Source organism: Ruegeria profundi (assembly GCF_020171505.1).
GTDB lineage: Bacteria > Pseudomonadota > Alphaproteobacteria > Rhodobacterales > Rhodobacteraceae > Ruegeria > Ruegeria profundi.
The window spans coordinates 412,145-431,038 of record NZ_JAIUZS010000003.1 but is presented as its reverse complement, the minus strand read 5'-3'; the positions used below and the strand labels follow the sequence as shown (position 1 = coordinate 431,038).

Below are 18,894 nucleotides of genomic sequence, written 5' to 3'. Positions count from 1 at the left end.
GCAAACCCTAGGCTTGACGTCATTTCACAGCTCCAAGTGTCAGACCCGCGATAAAGTGTTTTTGCATCAGGAAGAACATGGCCACCGGCGGCAAGGCCGCGACGATGGAACCGGCGCTCATCAACTGATAGGCGGCTCTGAACTGCGCGTTAAAGCTGGTGATCCCCGCAGTGACAGGTTGGCTTTCTGCGCCTTGGGTCAGCACGACAGCCCAGAAATAGTCGTTCCAGATGAAGGTGAAGATCAGCACGCTCAGCGCTGCGATGGCGGGTTTCATCAGCGGCAGAACCACGTACCAGAATATGCGCCATTCGCTGATGCCTTCGACCCGCGCGGCCTCGATCAACTCAAACGGAAGGGCGCGGATAAAGTTTCGCATGAACAGCGTACAGAACCCGGTCTGGAAGGCGATGTGGAACAGAACCAACCCGGTCTTGGTGTTGTATAGCCCCAGTTGCAAGGTCAGGTCGCGGACGGGAACCATCAGGATTTGGAACGGCACGAAATTACCCGCCACGAACATAAAGAAAATCCAGAGGTTCGATTTGAACTTGTAGATACCCAGCGCGAAGCCAGTCATGCAGCTGAGTGCAACAGCGCCGATCACTGTTGGGATCGTGATCATGAACGAGTTCAGAAGGTAGCGCGGCATGTCCGAGTTGAAGAACACCTGCCCGTAGTTGAACGCGCCCTCAAAGCTGGATGGCATCCCCCAGTAGTTGGCATTGGTGAAGTCAGCGGCCGGTTTGACCGAGAACAGCGCGACCGCCAATAGCGGACCCAACCACAGCAGCAGTGCCAGAGGCAGCATCGCCTGATACGTGATCTGTGCCGCACGGGTTTTTTTTTCGATGGGTTTGGGAAACATCTCAGTGCCCCCTTTCTTCGCGGTACATCGACCACAGGAAATAGGCGATGAAGCACAGCATGATGAGGAAAAGCACCACGGCGATGGCCGCGCCATAGCCCATGCGGAAGCCGTATTCAGACAGTGCAACTTCGAACATGTAATAGGCCAGCACGCGGGATGACCCGAACGGACCGCCTTGGGTCATGATAGAAATCAGGTCGAAAGAACGCAGCGCTCCGATGATCGTAACAACGAAGGCGATGAAGGTGGCGGGGCGCAGTTGGGGCAAGATGATATGCCAAAGCATTCGAAACCCCTTTGCGCCATCCAGACGTCCGGCCTCAATCTGTTCCGGGTCGACGGCGTTCAAGCCGGTGAGGTAGAGGATCATGCAATAGGCTGTCTGCGGCCACAGACCGGCAAAGATAATGCCGTAGGTCACGAACCGTTCATCGCCCAGCACGTTCAGCGGACCGAGGCCGAAAAGGCCAAGAAATTCATTCAGCAGGCCAAAGGTCGGATCATAAAACCAGGTAAAAACAAGGCCCACGACGACTTGGGAAATAACGAATGGAAAGAAAAACAGAGATTTATACAACCGAATACCCCAGACCGTCTGATTGAGGAAGAGGGCAATGAAAAGACCCGCCGGAATAGCCGCCAGATACAAAAGCAACCAAATCAGGTTGTTCTTTAGGGACGTGTAAAAGGCATCCCGGTCAACCCATTCCCAGTAGAGGTCTTCGTAGTTTCGAAACCCGACATATTCGGCCGCGCCAAGCCCATCCCATTCGTAGAGAGACAGGTTAAAAGACTGGAACACCGGAATGATCACATAGACCATGAAGAACAGCAGACCGGGGGCCAGAAACAGCCACGGTGCGATGCGCTGTTGGTTTTTGTGGAACCAGCTTTCCTGATCTGAGACGTCGACGACAGACATGCGGATACTCGGGGATTTGGTATAGGGAGTAAGGTTGGCTGCACCCGCCTTACGCTTGACAAGGTGCAGGCCGGGCTTTTCCCCGGCCTGACCAGATCAGTTTTCGTAGATGCGTTCGCGGGCGCGTTCCAGTTTTGCCAGAATACGGTCCAGGTTGTCAGGCTTGACCATGAACTCCTGGAAGCCTTCCATCGACACTTTGGCCATTTCTGCGGGTGCGTCGCGATCCCAGAACTGGGCAACACCGCCGGGGCTGTTGGACGACAACATCGCAAATCCCTGTTGCAGAAACTTGTCATCATCAACCGCTGACTGGGCGTTCACGGGCAATTGGCCCAGGTTCGCGCCATTGTTGATCTCGGTCTGTTCGTCCGCCGAGACTACGAAACGCAGGAACTCGCGCGCGGCTTCTTTGTTCGACGCATTGGCCGGGATGTGGAACGTATCGGTCGGCGCGTCTTCGGCCAGCTCAACTTCAGGGTTGATCGAAACAAACTGGTAGAAATCCAGTTGATCGTCGGTCAAACCCGCCTCGCGCAGGGGCGCAACGGCGAAATTACCCATCAGGTACGCGGCGGCATCGCCGTTGACCATGAAGGGCAGGGCCTCCTGCCAGCTATAGGTCTGGTGGTTGTCGATGAATGCGCCCATGTCGATCAACTGTTTCCAATTGGCGAAGGTCTGTTTGACCCGTTCATCTTCCCAACTGACCTCACCGTTTGCGAGTTGGTTGTGGAACTCAAACCCGTTGGTGCGCATGTTGAGGTAGTCGAACCAGCCACCGGCGGTCCAAAGAAACTTTGTGCCAATGGTATAGCAAGCGCGGCCTGATTCCACGATTTTCTGGCAGTTTGCCAGTTCCTCTTCCCAGGTCGTAGGTTCGGTCAGACCCAGTTCGTCAAAGATGTCTTTGCGGTAATAAACACCCCACTGGTAATACGTATAGGGCACGCCCCACTGCTTGCCGTCGATCGTCAGTGCGCCCTTGGTGGAGGCCAGGTTGTCGGCGATTTCAGGCTCGGCCCACAGGTCAGACACGTCCTCGAACAGGCCAGCCTCGACATAGGGCTTCATGCGGTTGGCCGCATACCATGTGGCAACGTCCGGTGTGTCTGCGGTCAGGAAGTTTCGAATTTGCGTCTTGTACGCTTCGCGGTCGATGACCGTGGTTTCAATCTCCAGCCCCGGATGTTGTTCCGCGAACCGCTCGATCATCGCTTCCATCGTCGCGCGCGGCGCCGGGTTCGATGTGTCGAGGAAGATTCGCAACTCGCCGGTCAGTTCGGCTGCAACAGGTGCAGCCAGTGCCACACTGGCCGCCAGCGCGGCCGCTGTGCGCTTGAACATGGAATGCATGGTGTCCTCCCTTAGATTCCATCGTGTTCCAAATAATGAAACCGTGTTTTATATATTGAAAACTACACATCAACTCGGTTAGTCTTGTCAAGACCTTCGTGACGAACGCGATGAGTTGATGGGAGGAGAACAGGCACCCGTGGCTGGTGACGGAACGATAGGAAAAGCATGTGATGTGCTGGAGCAAGTGGCAGCCTTTGCACGCCCCGTGCGGTTCGCTGAGCTATTGGAAAGTAGTAACTTTCCCAAGGCAACTTTGTACAGATTTCTGCAAACTCTGACCAATCAGGGAATGCTGTCATACGATCCGGATCGTCAGACCTATACGCCGGGATTGCGATTGGTCCGGCTGGCGCATGCGGCTTGGACACAAAACTCGCTGGCGCCTATTGCGCGGCCGTTTCTGGATGCTCTTAGCCGAGAGACCGGGGAAACGGTGCATCTGGCGCAGCTCGATTCCAGCCAAGTTCTATATGTCGACAAGCGCAATGCCGCACAACCGGTCGAGATGTATTCGCAGGCAGGCAAGGTTGGCCCGGCCTACTGTACCGGTGTGGGCAAAGCGATGCTGGCGTATTTGGAAGAGGCGGCGCTGGCCCGCGCGGTGTCGCAGCAAAGCTATCATCGGTTTACCCAAAAAACGCTGACCTCCGAGGCGGCGCTGCGTGCCGATCTCGATCTGATCCGCAGCCGCGGATACGCGATCGACGATGAGGAGCATGAGTCCGGCATCATTTGCATCGCGTGCCCTATTTTGACATCGGGCGGGCGGATGCTGGGCGCGATTTCGGTAACAGGTTCGACCGAACGAATGGATTTCAAGCAACTGGAAACCTGGGTTCCGCGTGTTCGCCATGTGGCCGAACAGATCGGAGCCGAAGCACAGGCTTGGCGGTTCCCCGAAACCCGGCCGAACGCCAATACAAACAGGATGCAAGCGACATGACGGGTGTGACTTTGAACCAGGCGATCAAGCGGTATGGAGAGACGCAGGTCATCCACGGCATTGATCTGGAAATCGAGGATGGCGAATTCTGTGTTTTCGTTGGGCCGTCGGGCTGCGGCAAATCCACCTTGCTGCGTATGATCGCGGGACTGGAAGAGACCACTGAAGGGCAGATTCATATTGGCGCGCGCGAAGTGACCCATTTGGACCCCGCAAAACGCGGGGTTGCGATGGTCTTCCAGACCTACGCCTTGTACCCGCATATGACAGTGGCCGAGAATATGGGCTTTGGTCTGCGCATGAACGGTGTTGCCAAATCCGAGATCAACGAGAAGGTTCAGCAAGCCTCTAACATCCTGAAGCTGGGGCCGTACCTTAAGCGTAAGCCTAAGGCCCTGTCCGGTGGTCAACGTCAGCGTGTTGCCATCGGGCGCGCTATTGTCCGCGGACCCGAGGTGTTTCTGTTCGACGAACCCCTCTCAAATCTCGATGCCGAGCTGCGGGTTGAAATGCGGGTGGAAATCGCCCGGCTCCACAATGAGATTGGCGCGACGATGATCTATGTGACGCATGATCAGGTCGAGGCGATGACCATGGCCGATAAGATCGTAGTCCTGCGCGATGGCCGGATCGAACAGGTCGGCGCGCCGATGGACTTGTACCGCGACCCTGACAACCGGTTTGTGGCCGGTTTTATCGGCTCTCCGGCGATGAACTTTCTTGAGTGTGATTATGCCGACGGCAAGGTCTCGCACCCGGCGCTTGGGGAACCGCTGGCGGTACCGGCCAAGGTGCCTGCGGGCATGACGAAAGTGACCTTGGGCATCCGTCCAGAGCATATCGAAATTGATCGAACGGGTGAGACCTGCGCGGTCGATCTGACTGAGGCGCTTGGTGGGGTAAGCTATTCCTACCTTCTGGCGCCAAATGGCGACAAGCTGGTCATTGAAGAGCGCGACGATCAACGCAGCCGACAAGGGGACCGGATCGGGGTGCAGCTTCGCCCAGATCGCGTGATGCTGTTTGATCCTGAAAGCGGTCTGCGGTTCCGGTAACTCAAAGACAATGAACCAGAACTTGCGCGCCGATCTAACGGGTTGGCGCGTTTTTGGGCATAGACCTTTGGGAATTTTCTATCCAACATCCGGCACAGTGGGTCAGACGGGATCTTTCTGCCCAAACCCGCGCTGCTTTTTGGAGGGAAAGTTCTGATGTCGACCAATGTATTCACCGGCACCATGCCTGCGCTGATGACCCCTTGCACGGACGACCGGACGCCAGATTTTGATGCGTTGGTCAGCAAGGGAAAACAGATGATCGACGCAGGCATGTCGGCAGTGGTCTATTGCGGTTCGATGGGTGATTGGCCTTTGTTGACCGACGATCAGCGAATGGAGGGGGTCGCGCGTCTGGTCGAAGCCGGGCTGCCCGTCGTGGTCGGGACAGGGGCCATCAACACAAAATCCGCGGTGGCCCATGCGACGCATGCGCAGGCGGTAGGTGCTGTTGGGCTGATGGTTATTCCGCGGGTTTTGTCGCGGGGCAGCTCTGACGTCGCGCAGAAGAATCATTTCAAGGCGATCCTTTCCGCCGCCCCAGATGTTCCTGCGATTATCTATAACAGCCCGTATTACGGATTTGCCACGCGCACTGATCTGTTCTTTGCCCTGCGGGCCGAACACCCCAACCTGATCGGTTTCAAGGAATTCGGAGGCAAGGATGATCTGCGCTACGCGGCTGAGTCTATCACCAGTCAGGATGAAGACGTGACCCTGATGGTCGGTGTGGATACCGAGGTTTACCACGGCATCGTCAATTGCGGTGCGACAGGGTCAATCACCGGCATCGGCACGGCCCTTCCGCGTGAGGCTTTGCTGCTGGCCGCGCTGTCCAGGAAGGCGGCACAAGGTGATCCCGAGGCCCGCCAGCGCGCACGGGAGCTGACCGAGGCGATCCATGTGCTGTCAAGCTTTGATGAAGGCCCGGATCTGGTGTTGTACTACAAGCATCTACTGGTGCTGAACGGAGAGCAGGAATATCGGCTGCACTTCAATGAAACGGATGAATTAACCGATGCGCAACGAAACTATTGCGAGCAGCAGTACGACCTGTTCCGCACGTGGTTCGCCAACTGGTCCAAACAGGGCGGAGTGATCGCGGAATGCATGTGATCGACAGTCATACCGGGGGTGAGCCGACACGGGTCATTCTGAGTGGTGCCCCTGATCTGGGCAAAGGTCCTTTGGCGGACCGTGCAAGGAAACTGGCGACCGACCACAAGGCATTTTACCGGTCGGTCATGCTGGAGCCTCGTGGGCAGCCGGCCATGGTTGGTGCGCTGCTGGTTGAGCCGGTCGATCCCACCTGTGTGACGGGGGTGATCTTTTTCGATGTGGATGCTGTGCTGGGAATGTGCGGACACGGCACCATTGGTCTGGCTGTTACACTGGCGTATCAAGGCCGAATTTCCGCCGGCCACCACAAGATCGAAACGCCTGCGGGCGTTGTGACGGTTGAGTTGCATGATGCGCATACCGTCACGGTCACGAATATCGAAAGCCGCCGGGTTCATCGTGACGTGACATTGGACGTACCGGGCTATGGCAAGGTGACGGGCGATGTGGCCTATGGTGGGAACTGGTTCTTCATCGTCGACCCAAGCCCGATATCGGTCGAAACCGCCAATATCCGGCAAATGACCGAGATGACGATTGCGATCCGTGAAGCCGCGATCACCTGCGGCATAGGGGGAGAGCAAGGTGAACCAATCGACCACGTGATCTTTCAAGACGCCTCGCCAAATCCTGAAGTCCACAGCCGTAATTTCGTGTTGTGCCCGGATAACAACTACGATCGGTCACCCTGTGGCACTGGCAGTTCGGCGCGTCTGGCGTGTCTCGCCGCAGATGGAGCTTTGGAATCCGGCGAGGAAATAACTCAGCAAAGTGTCATAGGCAGTACCTATCGCCTGTCTTACCAGCCCGGCCCGAACCAAGGTGTCATCCCTTCAATCACCGGACAAGCCCACATCATGTCCGAAGCGACACTGGTTTTTGATGAAAACGATCCTTTCAGGGCGGGCATCGAGCTATGACACAACAGGTCGTTGTGATTGGTGCTGGAGTGATTGGCATCACAACAGCGCTGGAATTGCAACGTCGGGGACACTCAGTTCTGGTTCTGGATCGGGATGGCGTTGCAGCTCAGGCCTCGGCGGGAAATGCCGGTGCGTTTGCGTTTCCCGAGATTGAGCCATTGGCGACCCCCGGCATTATGCGAAAGGCTCCGAAATGGTTGGTTGATCCGCTGGGGCCGCTTTCCATCCCGCCTGCCTATGCGTTGAAGATCGTACCGTGGCTGTTTCGCTTCTGGCGAGCCAGCCGTCCAGCGAAGTATCAGACCCTTCTGGGCGCACAAGCCAGCATGATGACGCATTCAGCCTCGGCATTGGCCCGCTTGATCACCGATATCGACGCAGAAGGGATGCTTCAGCGTGACGGTCAGATGCAACTGTATGAAGGCGAAGCAGAATACCGCGCCAGCCTGCCCACATGGGAGTTGCGGCGCCAATACGGAATTGAATTTGACTTGCTGGAAAGCCGCGAGGCGATCGCCGAAATACAACCCGGCCTCAGTCCGCGTTTTACGCATGCAGGGTTCACGCCGAACTGGATGAATGTCGTTGATCCCAAAAAATGGGTCGAGCATTTGGCGAAGGTCTTTGAAGGTCGGGGTGGGCGGATCGAACGCAGAGAGGTTCGCACGCTGTCCCCTGTTGAGGAGGGTGTGCAGATCGTGATGGCGACCAAAGAAGCCGCTGCGCAAAAGGTCGTTGTATGCGCCGGCGCGTGGTCGCATCACCTTACCAATACACTTGGTGATCACATCCCGCTTGAGACTGAGCGCGGCTATAACACAACGCTTCCTCAAGGTGCGTTTGACCTGCGCCTGCACCTGACATTTCCAAACCACGGGTTTGTTGCCACCCGGATCAATGGCGGTGTGCGGATCGGCGGCGCGGTTGAACTGGGCGGGCTTTCACTGCCTCCGAACTATCGCCGGGCGGATGCTTTGCTTATGAAGGCTGAAAAATTCCTGCCCGGTTTGAAGACAGGCGGTGGCACGCAATGGATGGGCTTTCGCCCCTCATTGCCGGATAGCCTGCCGGTGATTGGCACTGCGAAGCAAACGCCGGACGTCATCTATGCCTTTGGGCATGGTCACCTTGGTCTGACCCAATCCGCAGGCACGGCCGAGCTTGTCGGAGCAATTATTGATGGGCAGTCGCCACAGATTTCTCTGACCTCGTTTTCGGCCACCCGGTTTTAAGGACACGATATGCGCAGCAGCAAAACCATCCACGTGATATCAGCGCATGCAGAAGGCGAGGTCGGGGATGTCATCGTGGGTGGCGTGCTTCCACCGCCCGGAGACACGCTTTGGCAGCAGCGCGCCTTCATTGCGCAAGATCAGACCCTGCGCAATTTTGTTCTGAATGAACCCCGAGGTGGCGTGTTTCGGCATGTGAACCTGTTGGTTCCACCCAAACACCCCGATGCAGACGCGGGTTTTATCATTATGGAGCCTGAGGACACGCCGCCCATGTCCGGATCGAACGCGATCTGTGTGGCTACAGTCTTGTTGGATGGCGGGATTATCCCGATGCAAGAGCCGGAAACTCGTATAATTCTTGAAGCGCCGGGCGGTTTGGTAAGGGTTCGCGCCGATTGCCGGAACGGCAAGGCCGAGCGAATATACGTACAAAACCTGCCCAGTTTCGCCGATAAGATATCGGTTCCCTTGGAGGTTCAGGGCCTGGGTACTCTGACTGTCGATACAGCTTATGGCGGTGATAGTTTCGTGGTGGTCGATGCAGCCGCGCTTGGCGTTCAGATTGTCGAGGACGAGGCGCGGGATATTGCGCGCATGGGTGTGGCGATCACAGATGCCGCGAATGAACAGCTTGGGTTTTCCCATCCCGAAAATCCGGATTGGACACATATCTCTTTTTGCGCTTTTTGCGGCCCGGTAAAGGCCACTGAAGCCGGGTTCACCGGGACATCCGCTGTCGCCATCCAGCCGGGCAAGGTTGATCGGTCGCCGACCGGTACTGCGGTTTCGGCGCGTATGGCCCTGATGGCGGCAAAGGGTCAGATGAAAGCTGGTCAAACCTTCGAGGCGGTCTCGATTATCGGCTCGCGCTTCACCGGCCAGATCATCGATAATACCAGTGTTGCGGGCCGTCCGGCTATCATCCCCGAGATCAGCGGCCGTGGTTGGATTACCGGCATACACCAGCATATGTTGGACCCGGACGATCCCTGGCCCGACGGTTACAGGTTAAGTGACACATGGGGTGCCGGGCGCTGAATCGCTTAAAATCATGGGGTGAATTGGCGGTTTACACCTTCCCGTGTCAATTTGCGCCCCCACTAGACGATTGATCCGAAGGCCAACCTGTTCTATGGGAGGCCCTGTCAAATCAGAGTCACCATTGGGGCGGTAAGATACACGCGCCCCGTTTCAGGCCACACAGACGTGGCACACTCTTGGATCGCACGCCCCGAAAGGCTTAAAAAAGGTAAAAGAATATGGCAGAAAAATCGAACTTCGATATATTGTATACCATTGTAGACGAAGCGCCTGAGCTGGCGAGCGCCTCGTTCCTGCCCATCATTCGCAAGTTCGCCTCGGCGGCTGGTGTCAGCGTTGGAACCAAAGATATTTCGCTGGCAGGCCGCATCATCGCGACCTTCCCCGAGAACCTGACTGACCAACAGCGCATCACCGACGATCTGGCCGCATTGGGTGAACTGGTGAAGACGCCAGAGGCAAACGTGATCAAACTGCCGAATATCTCGGCCTCGGTCCCGCAATTGGTGGCGGCGATCGAAGAACTGCAATCGCAGGGCTACGATGTCCCGAACTACCCCGAAGAGCCCTCGACCGACGAAGAAAAAGCGATCCGCGCTCGGTATGACACCATCAAGGGCTCGGCTGTGAACCCGGTTCTGCGCGAAGGCAACAGTGACCGCCGCGCGGCAAAGGCAGTCAAGAACTACGCACAAAAGAACCCGCATTCGATGGGCGAGTGGGCCGCTGACAGCAAGACCAAAGTGTCATCCATGTCCGACAACGATTTCTACGCTAACGAGAAATCCGCTACAATCACCGCTGCCCAGGCAGGTGACGCCAAGATCGAATTTGTTGGCAAGGACGGCAGCGTCACAGTTCTGAAAGATGGCTGGCCGCTGGACGAAGGTACCGTGGCCGACGCGACCTTCATGTCGGTCAAGGCGCTGTCCTCGTTCCTTGCGGATGCGATTGAAGACACCAAGAAAGACGGCACCATGTTCTCGCTTCATATGAAGGCGACCATGATGAAAGTGTCGGACCCAATCATCTTTGGCTATGCCGTAAAAGCGTGGCTGGCCCCTGTGTTCGAGAAATTTGGCAGTGAATTGAGCGCGCTGGGTGTGAACCCGAATTCGGGTCTGGGTGACCTGCTGGAGCGCGTCAAAGACAACACCGAGATCGTAGCGGCCATTGATGCGCTGAAGGGTGACCGCCCATCCATGTACATGGTCGACAGTGACAAAGGGATCACCAACCTGCACGTACCGTCCGATGTGATCATCGACGCCTCGATGCCTGCCGTGATCCGCGCGGGCGGCAAGGGCTGGGATGAGACCGGTGCAAAGGGCGATACAAACTGCGTGATCCCGGACCGCTGCTACGCCCCGGTTTACGATGAGGCCATCAATTTCTTCAAAGCCAATGGCGCGCTGAATCCGGCCACCGCCGGAGCAGTGGCCAATGTTGGCCTGATGGCCCAGAAGGCCGAGGAATACGGCAGCCACCCCACCACGTTCGAAGCACCAGCTGATGGTGCCATCCGCATCGTTCTTGCGAACGGCGAGACGTTGCACGAACATGCTGTTGAAAAAGGCGATATCTGGCGTGCCTGCACCGTGAAGAAGGCACCAATCGAAAACTGGATACAATTGGCGATGGACCGTCAGCGCCTGACCGGTTCCGAAGCGATCTTCTGGCTGGACGCGAACCGCGCCCACGATGCGGAACTGATTAAATTCGTCAAACCGGCTCTTGAGGCCGCTGGCGTGGCTGACAAGTTCCTGATCATGGCTCCGCGTGAGGCCACGCGTCAGTCGCTTGAGACCATCACCGCTGGCAAGGATTCGATTGCCATCACCGGCAATGTGCTGCGGGACTATCTGACCGACCTGTTCCCGATCCTGGAACTGGGCACTTCGGCCAAGATGCTGTCGATCGTAAAGTTGATGCAGGGTGGCGGTCTGTTCGAAACCGGTGCGGGCGGCTCGGCGCCGAAACACGTGCAGCAGCTGGTAGAAGAAAACCACCTGCGCTGGGACTCGATGGGTGAGTTCTGTGCTTTGGGTGAGTCGCTGAACTTCCTAGCCGACAGCGCCGGAAACGCCAAAGCAGGTGTTCTGGGGGCCGCGGCCGAGGCGGCAACGCAGGGCATTCTGGACAACAATAAATCGCCCAGCCGAAAGGTAGGTCAGCCTGACAACCGCGACAGCCACTACTGGTTCGCGCGCTACTGGGCCGAAGCGTTGGCAGCGCAGTCCGAAGATGCTGAATTGGCAGCTGAGTTTGCGCCGATTGCCAAAGAGCTGGCTGAAAAAGAACAGCAGATCCTGGGCGAATTGGCTGCCGCACAAGGCGCACCCGCTGATCTTGGTGGGTACTATCACACCGACCCAGCCAAGACCGCTGCGGTGATGCGCCCAAGTGCGACCCTAAACGCCATCATCGGCTGAAGGCCAAAAGCCACGTTTGATGGCGTGGCTTTTATTTGAGTAAATGGGTATCTTGAATGGAAAAAGGGCCGACCCCCAAAGTCGGCCCTTTTTGAGTGAGTGGCGAGGTAGAGCCTCACCGGTATAGCGGTAGTCAAGCTATCAAATAAAAAATCCGAATATCGGGGGATTCCTGTATGGCAAACGCATCAGGCACGAAAGGCCGTTTGATGTGATAATACGCTGCAAAGTGCTGCTCGAAAAAAAAGGGGGCCGGTTCAAAGACCAGCCCCAGTGTATTCAGCTGAACCGAGGGATCAGTTCGAAGCTGCCATCAGTTTCTCATTATGCTCGCGCAGGGTGTCCGAGATGATGGCATACCATTCGCCGGATTCCCGCATCTCATTCAGGCCTGCGTTCAGCATGGCCACGTATTGACGGCCATATGGGTTTGTCCGGTGCGTGACAAAGCGCAAGCCTGCGACAGTGTTCACAAACGGATTTTCAACGATGTCATTATGGGAAAGACCCAGATCGCTCATAGCGTCTGCCGCAAGCTGAACTTCGAAAGACGCAACATCTGCCACACCGGTCAGAACGGCATCCATGCAGTCAGTCGCTGTGACAGGTTGGATCATTGTCACGTTCGGTTCGAAAACGCCGTTCTCTTCCAGATCGTGTGTAAACCAACCTTCCATCCGGCAAAGACGCGCGCCTTTGAAATCTTCAAACGACCGGGCCGTGGCATAGCCGCTGTCGGGCAGCGTGTAGAACCCGATTACGGTGTCGTAAACGCTGACGGTGGAATCGAACTGGGTGCAGCGTTTCGTTGTTTCCGGCGACCACTCGTAGCTGCGGTTGCTGCAGTCGGGGATATACCAGGCCAGTGACACATCAAACGCACCCAGCGGCAAGAGAGTATCCAGGTGAGAGCTCCAATCGTTTACGAAGCTCGCCGAGAATTCACGGTTGTTTCCCGCCCTGTTAAGGGCCGTCGAAGCAAGACGGACAAGAAAGCCGCCGCCCGTCAGATCTTCGTCTGCAAAAGGGGCATAGTTGCCGCCGGTCACGATTTTGATCGGCGGTTCGTACACGTTGGACACTTTGTTATTGGCGTTACGTGCTTCTTCCGCGGCGATCAGGTCTTGCGCGCTTTGACCGTTTGGCAGGCTGCCGTCTTCACACGGCAAGGCAAGGACCAGGCCCGGCTCAAGGTTTGATGGGTTCAAGATCGTGTTGCGGTTCGCGTTGAAAATCGGCTGGTAGTTCGATGTGCCATAAGCGGCAATTGCGATTGTGGCCAACGTGTCGCCATCCACGACGGTGTAGTTGGTGCAGGCCTCTTGGGCGGCGGCAGCTCCGGCGCTTAGGGCGGTGACAGCTACGGTCGATATCACGACTTTCTTCAGGTTGACTTCAAACATCTTCACTTCCTCCAGAATTTTTTGTTGTCAGGCCAGCTGGGGCCTTAGCCATTTTCCATTTGGTGGCGCAGGGCGGTTGACACGATGTCCCGCCATTCACCCGATTGCTGCATGATCGCCAGACCCTGGTTAAGCGTCTCAAGAATCGCTTCCCCATCCGGATTGTCTTTGTGGGTCATGACGTTAAGCGACTTGATTGCCGCCAGGTTGGGGTTTTCGATGATGCGATGCTTGTATCCAAGCCGCGCGATGGCCTCGACGGCGACGTGAGCCTCAATCGCGACGATATCGGCACTGCCGTCCATGACCGCGTGAAAGCAATCATCCGGTGCGACCGGCCGCATTAATGAGATTGCGGGTTCGTAGAGGCCTACCGCATCCATGTGCGACGTTGTCCAACCCTCGGGGCGGCAGATCGTGGCGCCAGCAAAGTCGGCATAGGTCAGCGTCTGCTCGTATCCCGAACCTTCGCGCGCAAAGAATGAGTCTACCACCTCGTAAAATGGGTTCGAGAAATCGTAGGTCTCGCAGCGATTGCGATCGTTTTCCGACAGCGCTTCGGCTGTTTCACAGTTCGGGCGTGACCAGGGAAAGGTCGCGTCAAATGCGAGAGTCGGCATCAACAAGTCCAGATGCGAAGACCAGTCATTGACGAACTGTATCTTATAGCCCTGCTCGGGCGCGGCCCGCAGCATCGCCGTTTCAACGAGGTTGGTATAGAGGCCGCGATAGGGCAAGGACTCATCCGTAAAGGGCGCGTAGTTGCCTCCGGTGATCAGCAGCAACTGACGATCTCGGATTGCTGGGCTTTCACTGTCGTCTGCGTTGCGGATCAGCGCAGCCCCTTCGGCGCGGGCCGCTTCAATTTCTTCACGGGCCGCAGCCTTGGCCGCGATTACAGCTTCTTCGCTGGCCTTTTTGGCCTCAGCCTTGGCTTCAGCGACACGCGCCTCGGCGTCTGCAATGGCTTTTGCGGCCCGCTTTTCTGCGGCCGCAACCAGTTCAGCAGCCATCTCAGCGGCCATGGCTTCGGCTTCGGTTTGCGGAACTTCAGGCGCGCGCCCAATATCTTCCAGACAGGGCAGGGTCAGCACGTCGCCTACACGAATGATGTTCGGGTTATTGCCGATCACATCGCGGTTGGCGTCAAAGATGATGCGGAAATCCTCGGTCGAATACACTTCGATCGTCAACTCCCGCAGGCTGTCGCCGCGCTGGATTTCGTAAGTCGAGCAGGCCTCTTGCGCCGAGGCGGCTCCGGCCACGGCAGCGAGTGCCAGGCTGGATATGAAAAGATGGGGTTTCATGGGTCCTGTAGCCTTGCCTTGATTAGTTTCTTGTCAGTTTCACGACACCGATCGAGGCATTGTCCTGATCCGGGTCGCCCTTGGCGTGAAGCGCCAGCAACAAAGCATCGGCGATGTCCTGTGCCCACGCATGCGCGTTACGTTTCACGATGGCTTGAATTTCTGCATCGCTGAGATATTGCAAACCGTCACTGCCCAGGATCAGAACATCTGACGCCGTCAGGCTGAGCGGTTCCTCAGGGCAGTCCACTTTCGGAATCGCGGCACCCATAATCACCGATGTCAGTTGATTGCGGTCCGGATGGACCCGCGCTTCGGCATCGGTCAAAGTGCCATTGGCAACCTGTGCGTCTATGACCGGAGCCATCGAATGATCTTCGTTGATCTGGTGCAGAACTCCGTCGCGGAACAGATATAGCGGGCTGTCACCGATCGAGATCCAGTACACGCGCTGCCCCAGCAGCAGTACGCCCAACAGGGTTGACCCCATTTTGAAATTGCCGCCCATTTCGTCGCAATGTGCAGCGATAGAGGCATTGGCTTGCATTGCCGCCAAGGGCAGGGCGTCGGCGACAGAGCTTTCGGACGGCGCTGCGCCCGCAAGCTCGGCGTCCAACGCGTCGCGCCAGGCACCAATCACGATGTCCGATGCCACGTCACCAGCAGCGTGCCCACCCATACCGTCCGCGACAACCACGTATCCGGCATTGGCCGCATCGAACATGCGCGTGGCAACCGCGTCTTCCTGTGATCCGCGCTGACCCTGGTCAAGGATCAGGGCAATGTCATATGCCGGTTGGGCCAGCATTTAGCTGTCATCCCGCCAGTCAAAATCGTCATCACAGAAAGCGGCGAAGCGGATCGAAGTTTCGCTGATCCGGATCAGGTCGCCACTGGACAACGCCACGGTGCTAAGCACGGGCTTGCCATTCAGACGAACAAGGTTGGCCTTGCCTCCGTGACCGAGGTAGCATTTCCGGTCTTCGGGGTCATAGGCGATCACGGCGTGGTTGCTGCGCGAAATGCCAGTATCACCAAAGTCCAGTTGAATGGCCTGATCATCATTACGGCCAATCTGCATCAGACCTTCGGTCAATGTGATGCAAGAACCACGACCCGGTCCGGCGGTCACAACCAGCCAACCAACGGGGAATGTTTCTTTTGCGGTTGTTGTCTTTACGACCGGGTCCGAGCTTTCGATCAGATCCTGAACATGCGTGTCGGCGCGTTCAAACCCAAGGAAGGTTGTCTTGACCCGGCCGCGACGGTCATCCGCCACGGGAGGAGCGGCCGCTTGCGTCGGTTCCGGCGTTACTTCCGGCTCAGACGTTGCTTCCGGTTCGGGCGCGGTCTCAACATGAGGATCGCCCAGGATGGGTTCAACTGTTTCAGCCTGAGTGGGTTCAACTGTTTCAACGACGACCTCGACAACGGACTCGTCCTGAGCATCGGTTTGCTCGGAGTCTTCGTCGGTGGCGATGTGCAATGTGACAACCGGCTCATTTGACCCGTGTTGCTCCTCAGTTGGTTCGAAAAGATTATCCTGCGCACCATCCGTCGCTTCGGCTTCGTCTTCGACTGTCTCGTCCGCATCGTCAGAAAACGCGGGCATATCCTCTTCCGGGATCAACTCGTCGCTGTCTTCATAGGGTTCCGCCGACGCGTTGCCGCCCGCCAGAGCGTTGCGCAGCGCGTTGAAATCCGCAATCGGTTGGGGTTTTTCGGCCTCGGGCTCGACTGCGCCTTCCACGTCGGTTTCAGGCTGGGCTTCTTTGACCTTGCCGGCACCTTCGAGAAGCCGGCTGAGGGGGCTTTTGTATTTAAACATGGTGTCGACACCTTTTTACTGTTTCGGCACAGGCATTTGGTCCTGTGGGGCTACTACTTGCCGCTGCGCGCATTGGCGCAAAGGCACGGATAATTTGGAAATCAGATCAAACTCATCTGCCGGTCCGGACCGAACCGTGAAGAGTGGCGGATTTCCGGGCGCCACCCTCAGAACTCACTGTGCAGCAGGTCACTTTCGAACTGGTCAAACTATTCCTGCTTTAGCTGCATGACTGCGTCCGTTTCCGTGCCGTTGCGCAATACGGTCAGACGTGCGTGGGATTGGCCTTCGGCGACCAGGGTTTGAAGCACGGCATCGATGCTCTCCGGCCCATCCATCGCGACCGAGGTCTGAGACTCAGAAATCAGAATATCGCCTTTTTGAAGATCACCTTTGGCCTCGGGCGGAACCGTCGTGACAACTGTCTTCCAACCTGCGCCTTCCGTGTTTCGCACGGTGAAGCCGTAACCGTTTTCCAAGCCGACCATCCGGAAGGCGGGCAGCGCCAACAGCCCGTTCTGTGCCCGGGTTTGACCCAATGACCGATAGCGTGCAGTCACGCGGATATAGCCATCGGGATCTATTGACAGATCGTCCAACGCCTGCGCGGCGAAACTTGCATCCTCGCCGAAGGGTTCGCCGTTCAATGTATAAATCGAAGCACCGCGTTCCACCCAGTCTCCTATGACTGACATATCCCGCGAAGGATCAACGCCGGTCACGGCGATAACGGTGCCTGTGGTTGCGCGACGCCGCGAGATCTGGAATGGAATTTCAACATCCCAGTGCGAGAAAGCCACCTGCACCTCCGCCGGTGTCCCCGACGTAGGCGGGACATCGGCGGCGGGAGTGGGTTCGGCTGCCGGGGCTTGGGCCACTTCTGGTTCAGCCGAGGGGGCCTGTGTCTGCTCGACAGGGGCCTGATTGGGTTCAACGGTTGTGGGTTCTGGCTCTACCTGTTCCGGGGCGATTTCGGCTTCGGTCACCAGTTCAACTGGGGCTGGCGGCTCGATTGTTTCAGGAACGTCGGCAGGTGCTGTCAGGTCGACGGTGTCATTTTTTGGCTCCATCACCTTTTCACCAGACATCAAAAAGTACCCGCCCGCGGCCAGACCAGCGACGACGACCACAATGCCTGCAATCAATCGTCCGCCGCCTTCTGACTTACTTTTGACAATTGTATCTACTGTTGCTGGCGCTTCCTCTTTCGGTGTGTACTTGGCGAGGTCGTCGTCGTCTTTGTCTTCGTTTCCAAGCGTCAGGTCCGCGTTGCCGGCCAATAGGGCCGTCACGACCGCTTCGGCATTTTCACTTTCAGCCTTGATACGGGCCTTTTCGGCGGCCTCATCCTTGCGATCCATCGCCACAATGACCGAGACGGGGCGGTAGTCGAACGTGTCAAACATGACACCCGGCCCACGGAACATCCGCAGCCAATCCAGGGCGCTTTGCAGGCGGTCGGTGACGTGAACCTCCATCGCCTTATCGATCGCCTCAAGGAAACCGTCAGGATAGCCCTTGAGCCGCCCGGCGAGCGGCTCATAAGGATCTTTCTGACTGTTGTTGAAGGCGTTCAGGCGGGTTTGCCCGTCAATCGGACGCTCGCCGCTAATGGCGTGGTACAGAGTGGCAGCAAGAACATAGAGATCACTGCTTGGCCCTTGTTCAGCACCGCGAACATAGAATTCATGTGGGGAATAGCCGTCCTTGATCACCCGTAGTGTCAGAAGTGCCGCCGATTGGTTCGCGGCCTGTTCCCGCGCGGCCCCAAAGTCGATCAGAACGGGATCACCGTTTTCGTTGATCAGAATGTTATCGGGTGAGATATCGCGGTGAAGCATGCCGCTTTGATGGATGAAAGACACTGCGGACAGCATCTTTTCAGTCATCTGAACGATGAAGTCAGGGCCAGTATCTGTGTCTGGATCTTCCACGTAGTCCAGCAGGTCGCACCCCTTGACAAGATCCATCGCAATATAGGCGGTGTTGTTGTCTTCGAAGACCTGATGCACATTGACGATATTGGGATGCACCAGACGCGCGTGGTTGCGTGCCTCTTGAATAAACAGGTCGATGATCGAGCGCAGATCGTCTTTGTATCCAGGGTCCGAGGGCTCGACCATATCGCCATTGCGATGACACATTGCGCCTGGAAAACATTCCTTGATCACCACGTCGCGCTCTAGGCTGTCACGCGCCAGATAGGTGATGCCGAACCCGCCATTGCTGAGGAAACGCAGGACTTCATACTGCCCGCGCAACAGCTTGGCGCCGGGTTGGAGTCCGTCAATTTTAGGTTCGTCGTGCGATGCACCGACAGCCTGGTTGTGGCTCATTTCTTTCCGCCCGTTCTTTTCGTTTTGCGGTCAACTCAACCGGGAAAAACTGATCCCGAACTCACAACCAAACACAACCGCAGGACACTAAGGACGGTTAGACGTTTCAAATTTGACTTT

Annotated in this window: 15 protein-coding genes; 7 read left to right on the top strand and 8 right to left on the bottom strand. The window is 57.0% G+C overall.

Features of this window, described 5'->3' with window-relative positions:
• Positions 1-19 precede the first annotated feature (19 nt).
• From LCM21_RS08120 to LCM21_RS08110, 3 genes are all read right to left on the bottom strand, one after another.
• Positions 20-868: a carbohydrate ABC transporter permease gene (locus LCM21_RS08120; protein ID WP_224890155.1), complete on the bottom strand. Its 849-nt coding sequence runs from the start codon at positions 866-868 to the stop codon at positions 20-22.
• A gap of 1 nt (position 869) precedes the next feature.
• Entirely contained in the window at positions 870-1,793 is a 924-nt protein-coding gene (locus LCM21_RS08115) for a carbohydrate ABC transporter permease (protein ID WP_224890154.1), read from the bottom strand.
• Positions 1,794-1,889: 96 nt separating this feature from the next.
• Entirely contained in the window at positions 1,890-3,149 is a 1,260-nt protein-coding gene (locus LCM21_RS08110) for an ABC transporter substrate-binding protein (RefSeq protein ID WP_224890153.1), read from the bottom strand.
• 139 nt (positions 3,150-3,288) lie between these two features.
• Here LCM21_RS08110 and LCM21_RS08105 point away from each other — a divergent pair, with 139 nt between their 5' ends.
• The 7 genes from LCM21_RS08105 to LCM21_RS08075 all read left to right on the top strand — a co-directional run bounded on the left by LCM21_RS08105 (position 3,289) and on the right by LCM21_RS08075 (position 11,900).
• The gene (locus LCM21_RS08105; RefSeq protein WP_224890152.1) at positions 3,289-4,095 is read left to right on the top strand and encodes an IclR family transcriptional regulator; all 807 of its coding nucleotides are present in this window, start codon (positions 3,289-3,291) and stop codon (positions 4,093-4,095) included.
• Positions 4,092-5,150, top strand: a complete 1,059-nt coding sequence (locus tag LCM21_RS08100; RefSeq protein WP_224890151.1) for an ABC transporter ATP-binding protein — start codon at positions 4,092-4,094, stop codon at positions 5,148-5,150. Before LCM21_RS08105 ends, LCM21_RS08100 begins: the two co-directional genes overlap by 4 nt.
• 156 nt (positions 5,151-5,306) lie before the next feature.
• On the top strand, positions 5,307-6,266 hold the full coding sequence (locus LCM21_RS08095; RefSeq protein ID WP_224890150.1) for a dihydrodipicolinate synthase family protein: 960 nt from the start codon (positions 5,307-5,309) through the stop codon (positions 6,264-6,266).
• On the top strand, positions 6,257-7,189 hold the full coding sequence (locus LCM21_RS08090) for a 4-hydroxyproline epimerase (protein ID WP_224890149.1): 933 nt from the start codon (positions 6,257-6,259) through the stop codon (positions 7,187-7,189). The genes LCM21_RS08095 and LCM21_RS08090 overlap by 10 nt, the downstream gene beginning before the upstream one ends.
• Positions 7,186-8,424, top strand: coding sequence for an NAD(P)/FAD-dependent oxidoreductase (locus tag LCM21_RS08085; protein ID WP_224890148.1), 1,239 nt, complete (start codon positions 7,186-7,188; stop codon positions 8,422-8,424). Before LCM21_RS08090 ends, LCM21_RS08085 begins: the two co-directional genes overlap by 4 nt.
• 9 nt (positions 8,425-8,433) lie before the next feature.
• Positions 8,434-9,465, top strand: a complete 1,032-nt coding sequence (locus LCM21_RS08080; RefSeq protein ID WP_224890147.1) for a trans-3-hydroxy-L-proline dehydratase — start codon at positions 8,434-8,436, stop codon at positions 9,463-9,465.
• 221 nt (positions 9,466-9,686) lie between these two features.
• Positions 9,687-11,900, top strand: coding sequence for an NADP-dependent isocitrate dehydrogenase (locus LCM21_RS08075; RefSeq protein ID WP_224890146.1), 2,214 nt, complete (start codon positions 9,687-9,689; stop codon positions 11,898-11,900).
• 296 nt (positions 11,901-12,196) lie between these two features.
• Here the strand turns inward: LCM21_RS08075 and LCM21_RS08070 are convergent, their stop codons facing one another.
• The 5 genes from LCM21_RS08070 to LCM21_RS08050 all read right to left on the bottom strand — a co-directional run bounded on the left by LCM21_RS08070 (position 12,197) and on the right by LCM21_RS08050 (position 18,774).
• A complete protein-coding gene (locus LCM21_RS08070; RefSeq protein ID WP_224890145.1) occupies positions 12,197-13,303 on the bottom strand; it encodes a transporter substrate-binding domain-containing protein in 1,107 nt (368 codons plus the stop codon).
• Between the two features lie 44 nt (positions 13,304-13,347).
• A complete protein-coding gene (locus LCM21_RS08065) occupies positions 13,348-14,610 on the bottom strand; it encodes a transporter substrate-binding domain-containing protein (RefSeq protein ID WP_224890144.1) in 1,263 nt (420 codons plus the stop codon).
• Between the two features lie 22 nt (positions 14,611-14,632).
• The gene (locus LCM21_RS08060) at positions 14,633-15,418 is read right to left on the bottom strand and encodes a PP2C family protein-serine/threonine phosphatase (RefSeq protein WP_224890143.1); all 786 of its coding nucleotides are present in this window, start codon (positions 15,416-15,418) and stop codon (positions 14,633-14,635) included.
• On the bottom strand, positions 15,419-16,438 hold the full coding sequence (locus LCM21_RS08055; RefSeq protein WP_224890142.1) for an FHA domain-containing protein: 1,020 nt from the start codon (positions 16,436-16,438) through the stop codon (positions 15,419-15,421).
• 209 nt (positions 16,439-16,647) lie between these two features.
• Positions 16,648-18,774: a serine/threonine protein kinase gene (locus LCM21_RS08050; protein WP_224890141.1), complete on the bottom strand. Its 2,127-nt coding sequence runs from the start codon at positions 18,772-18,774 to the stop codon at positions 16,648-16,650.
• Positions 18,775-18,894 lie beyond the last annotated feature (120 nt).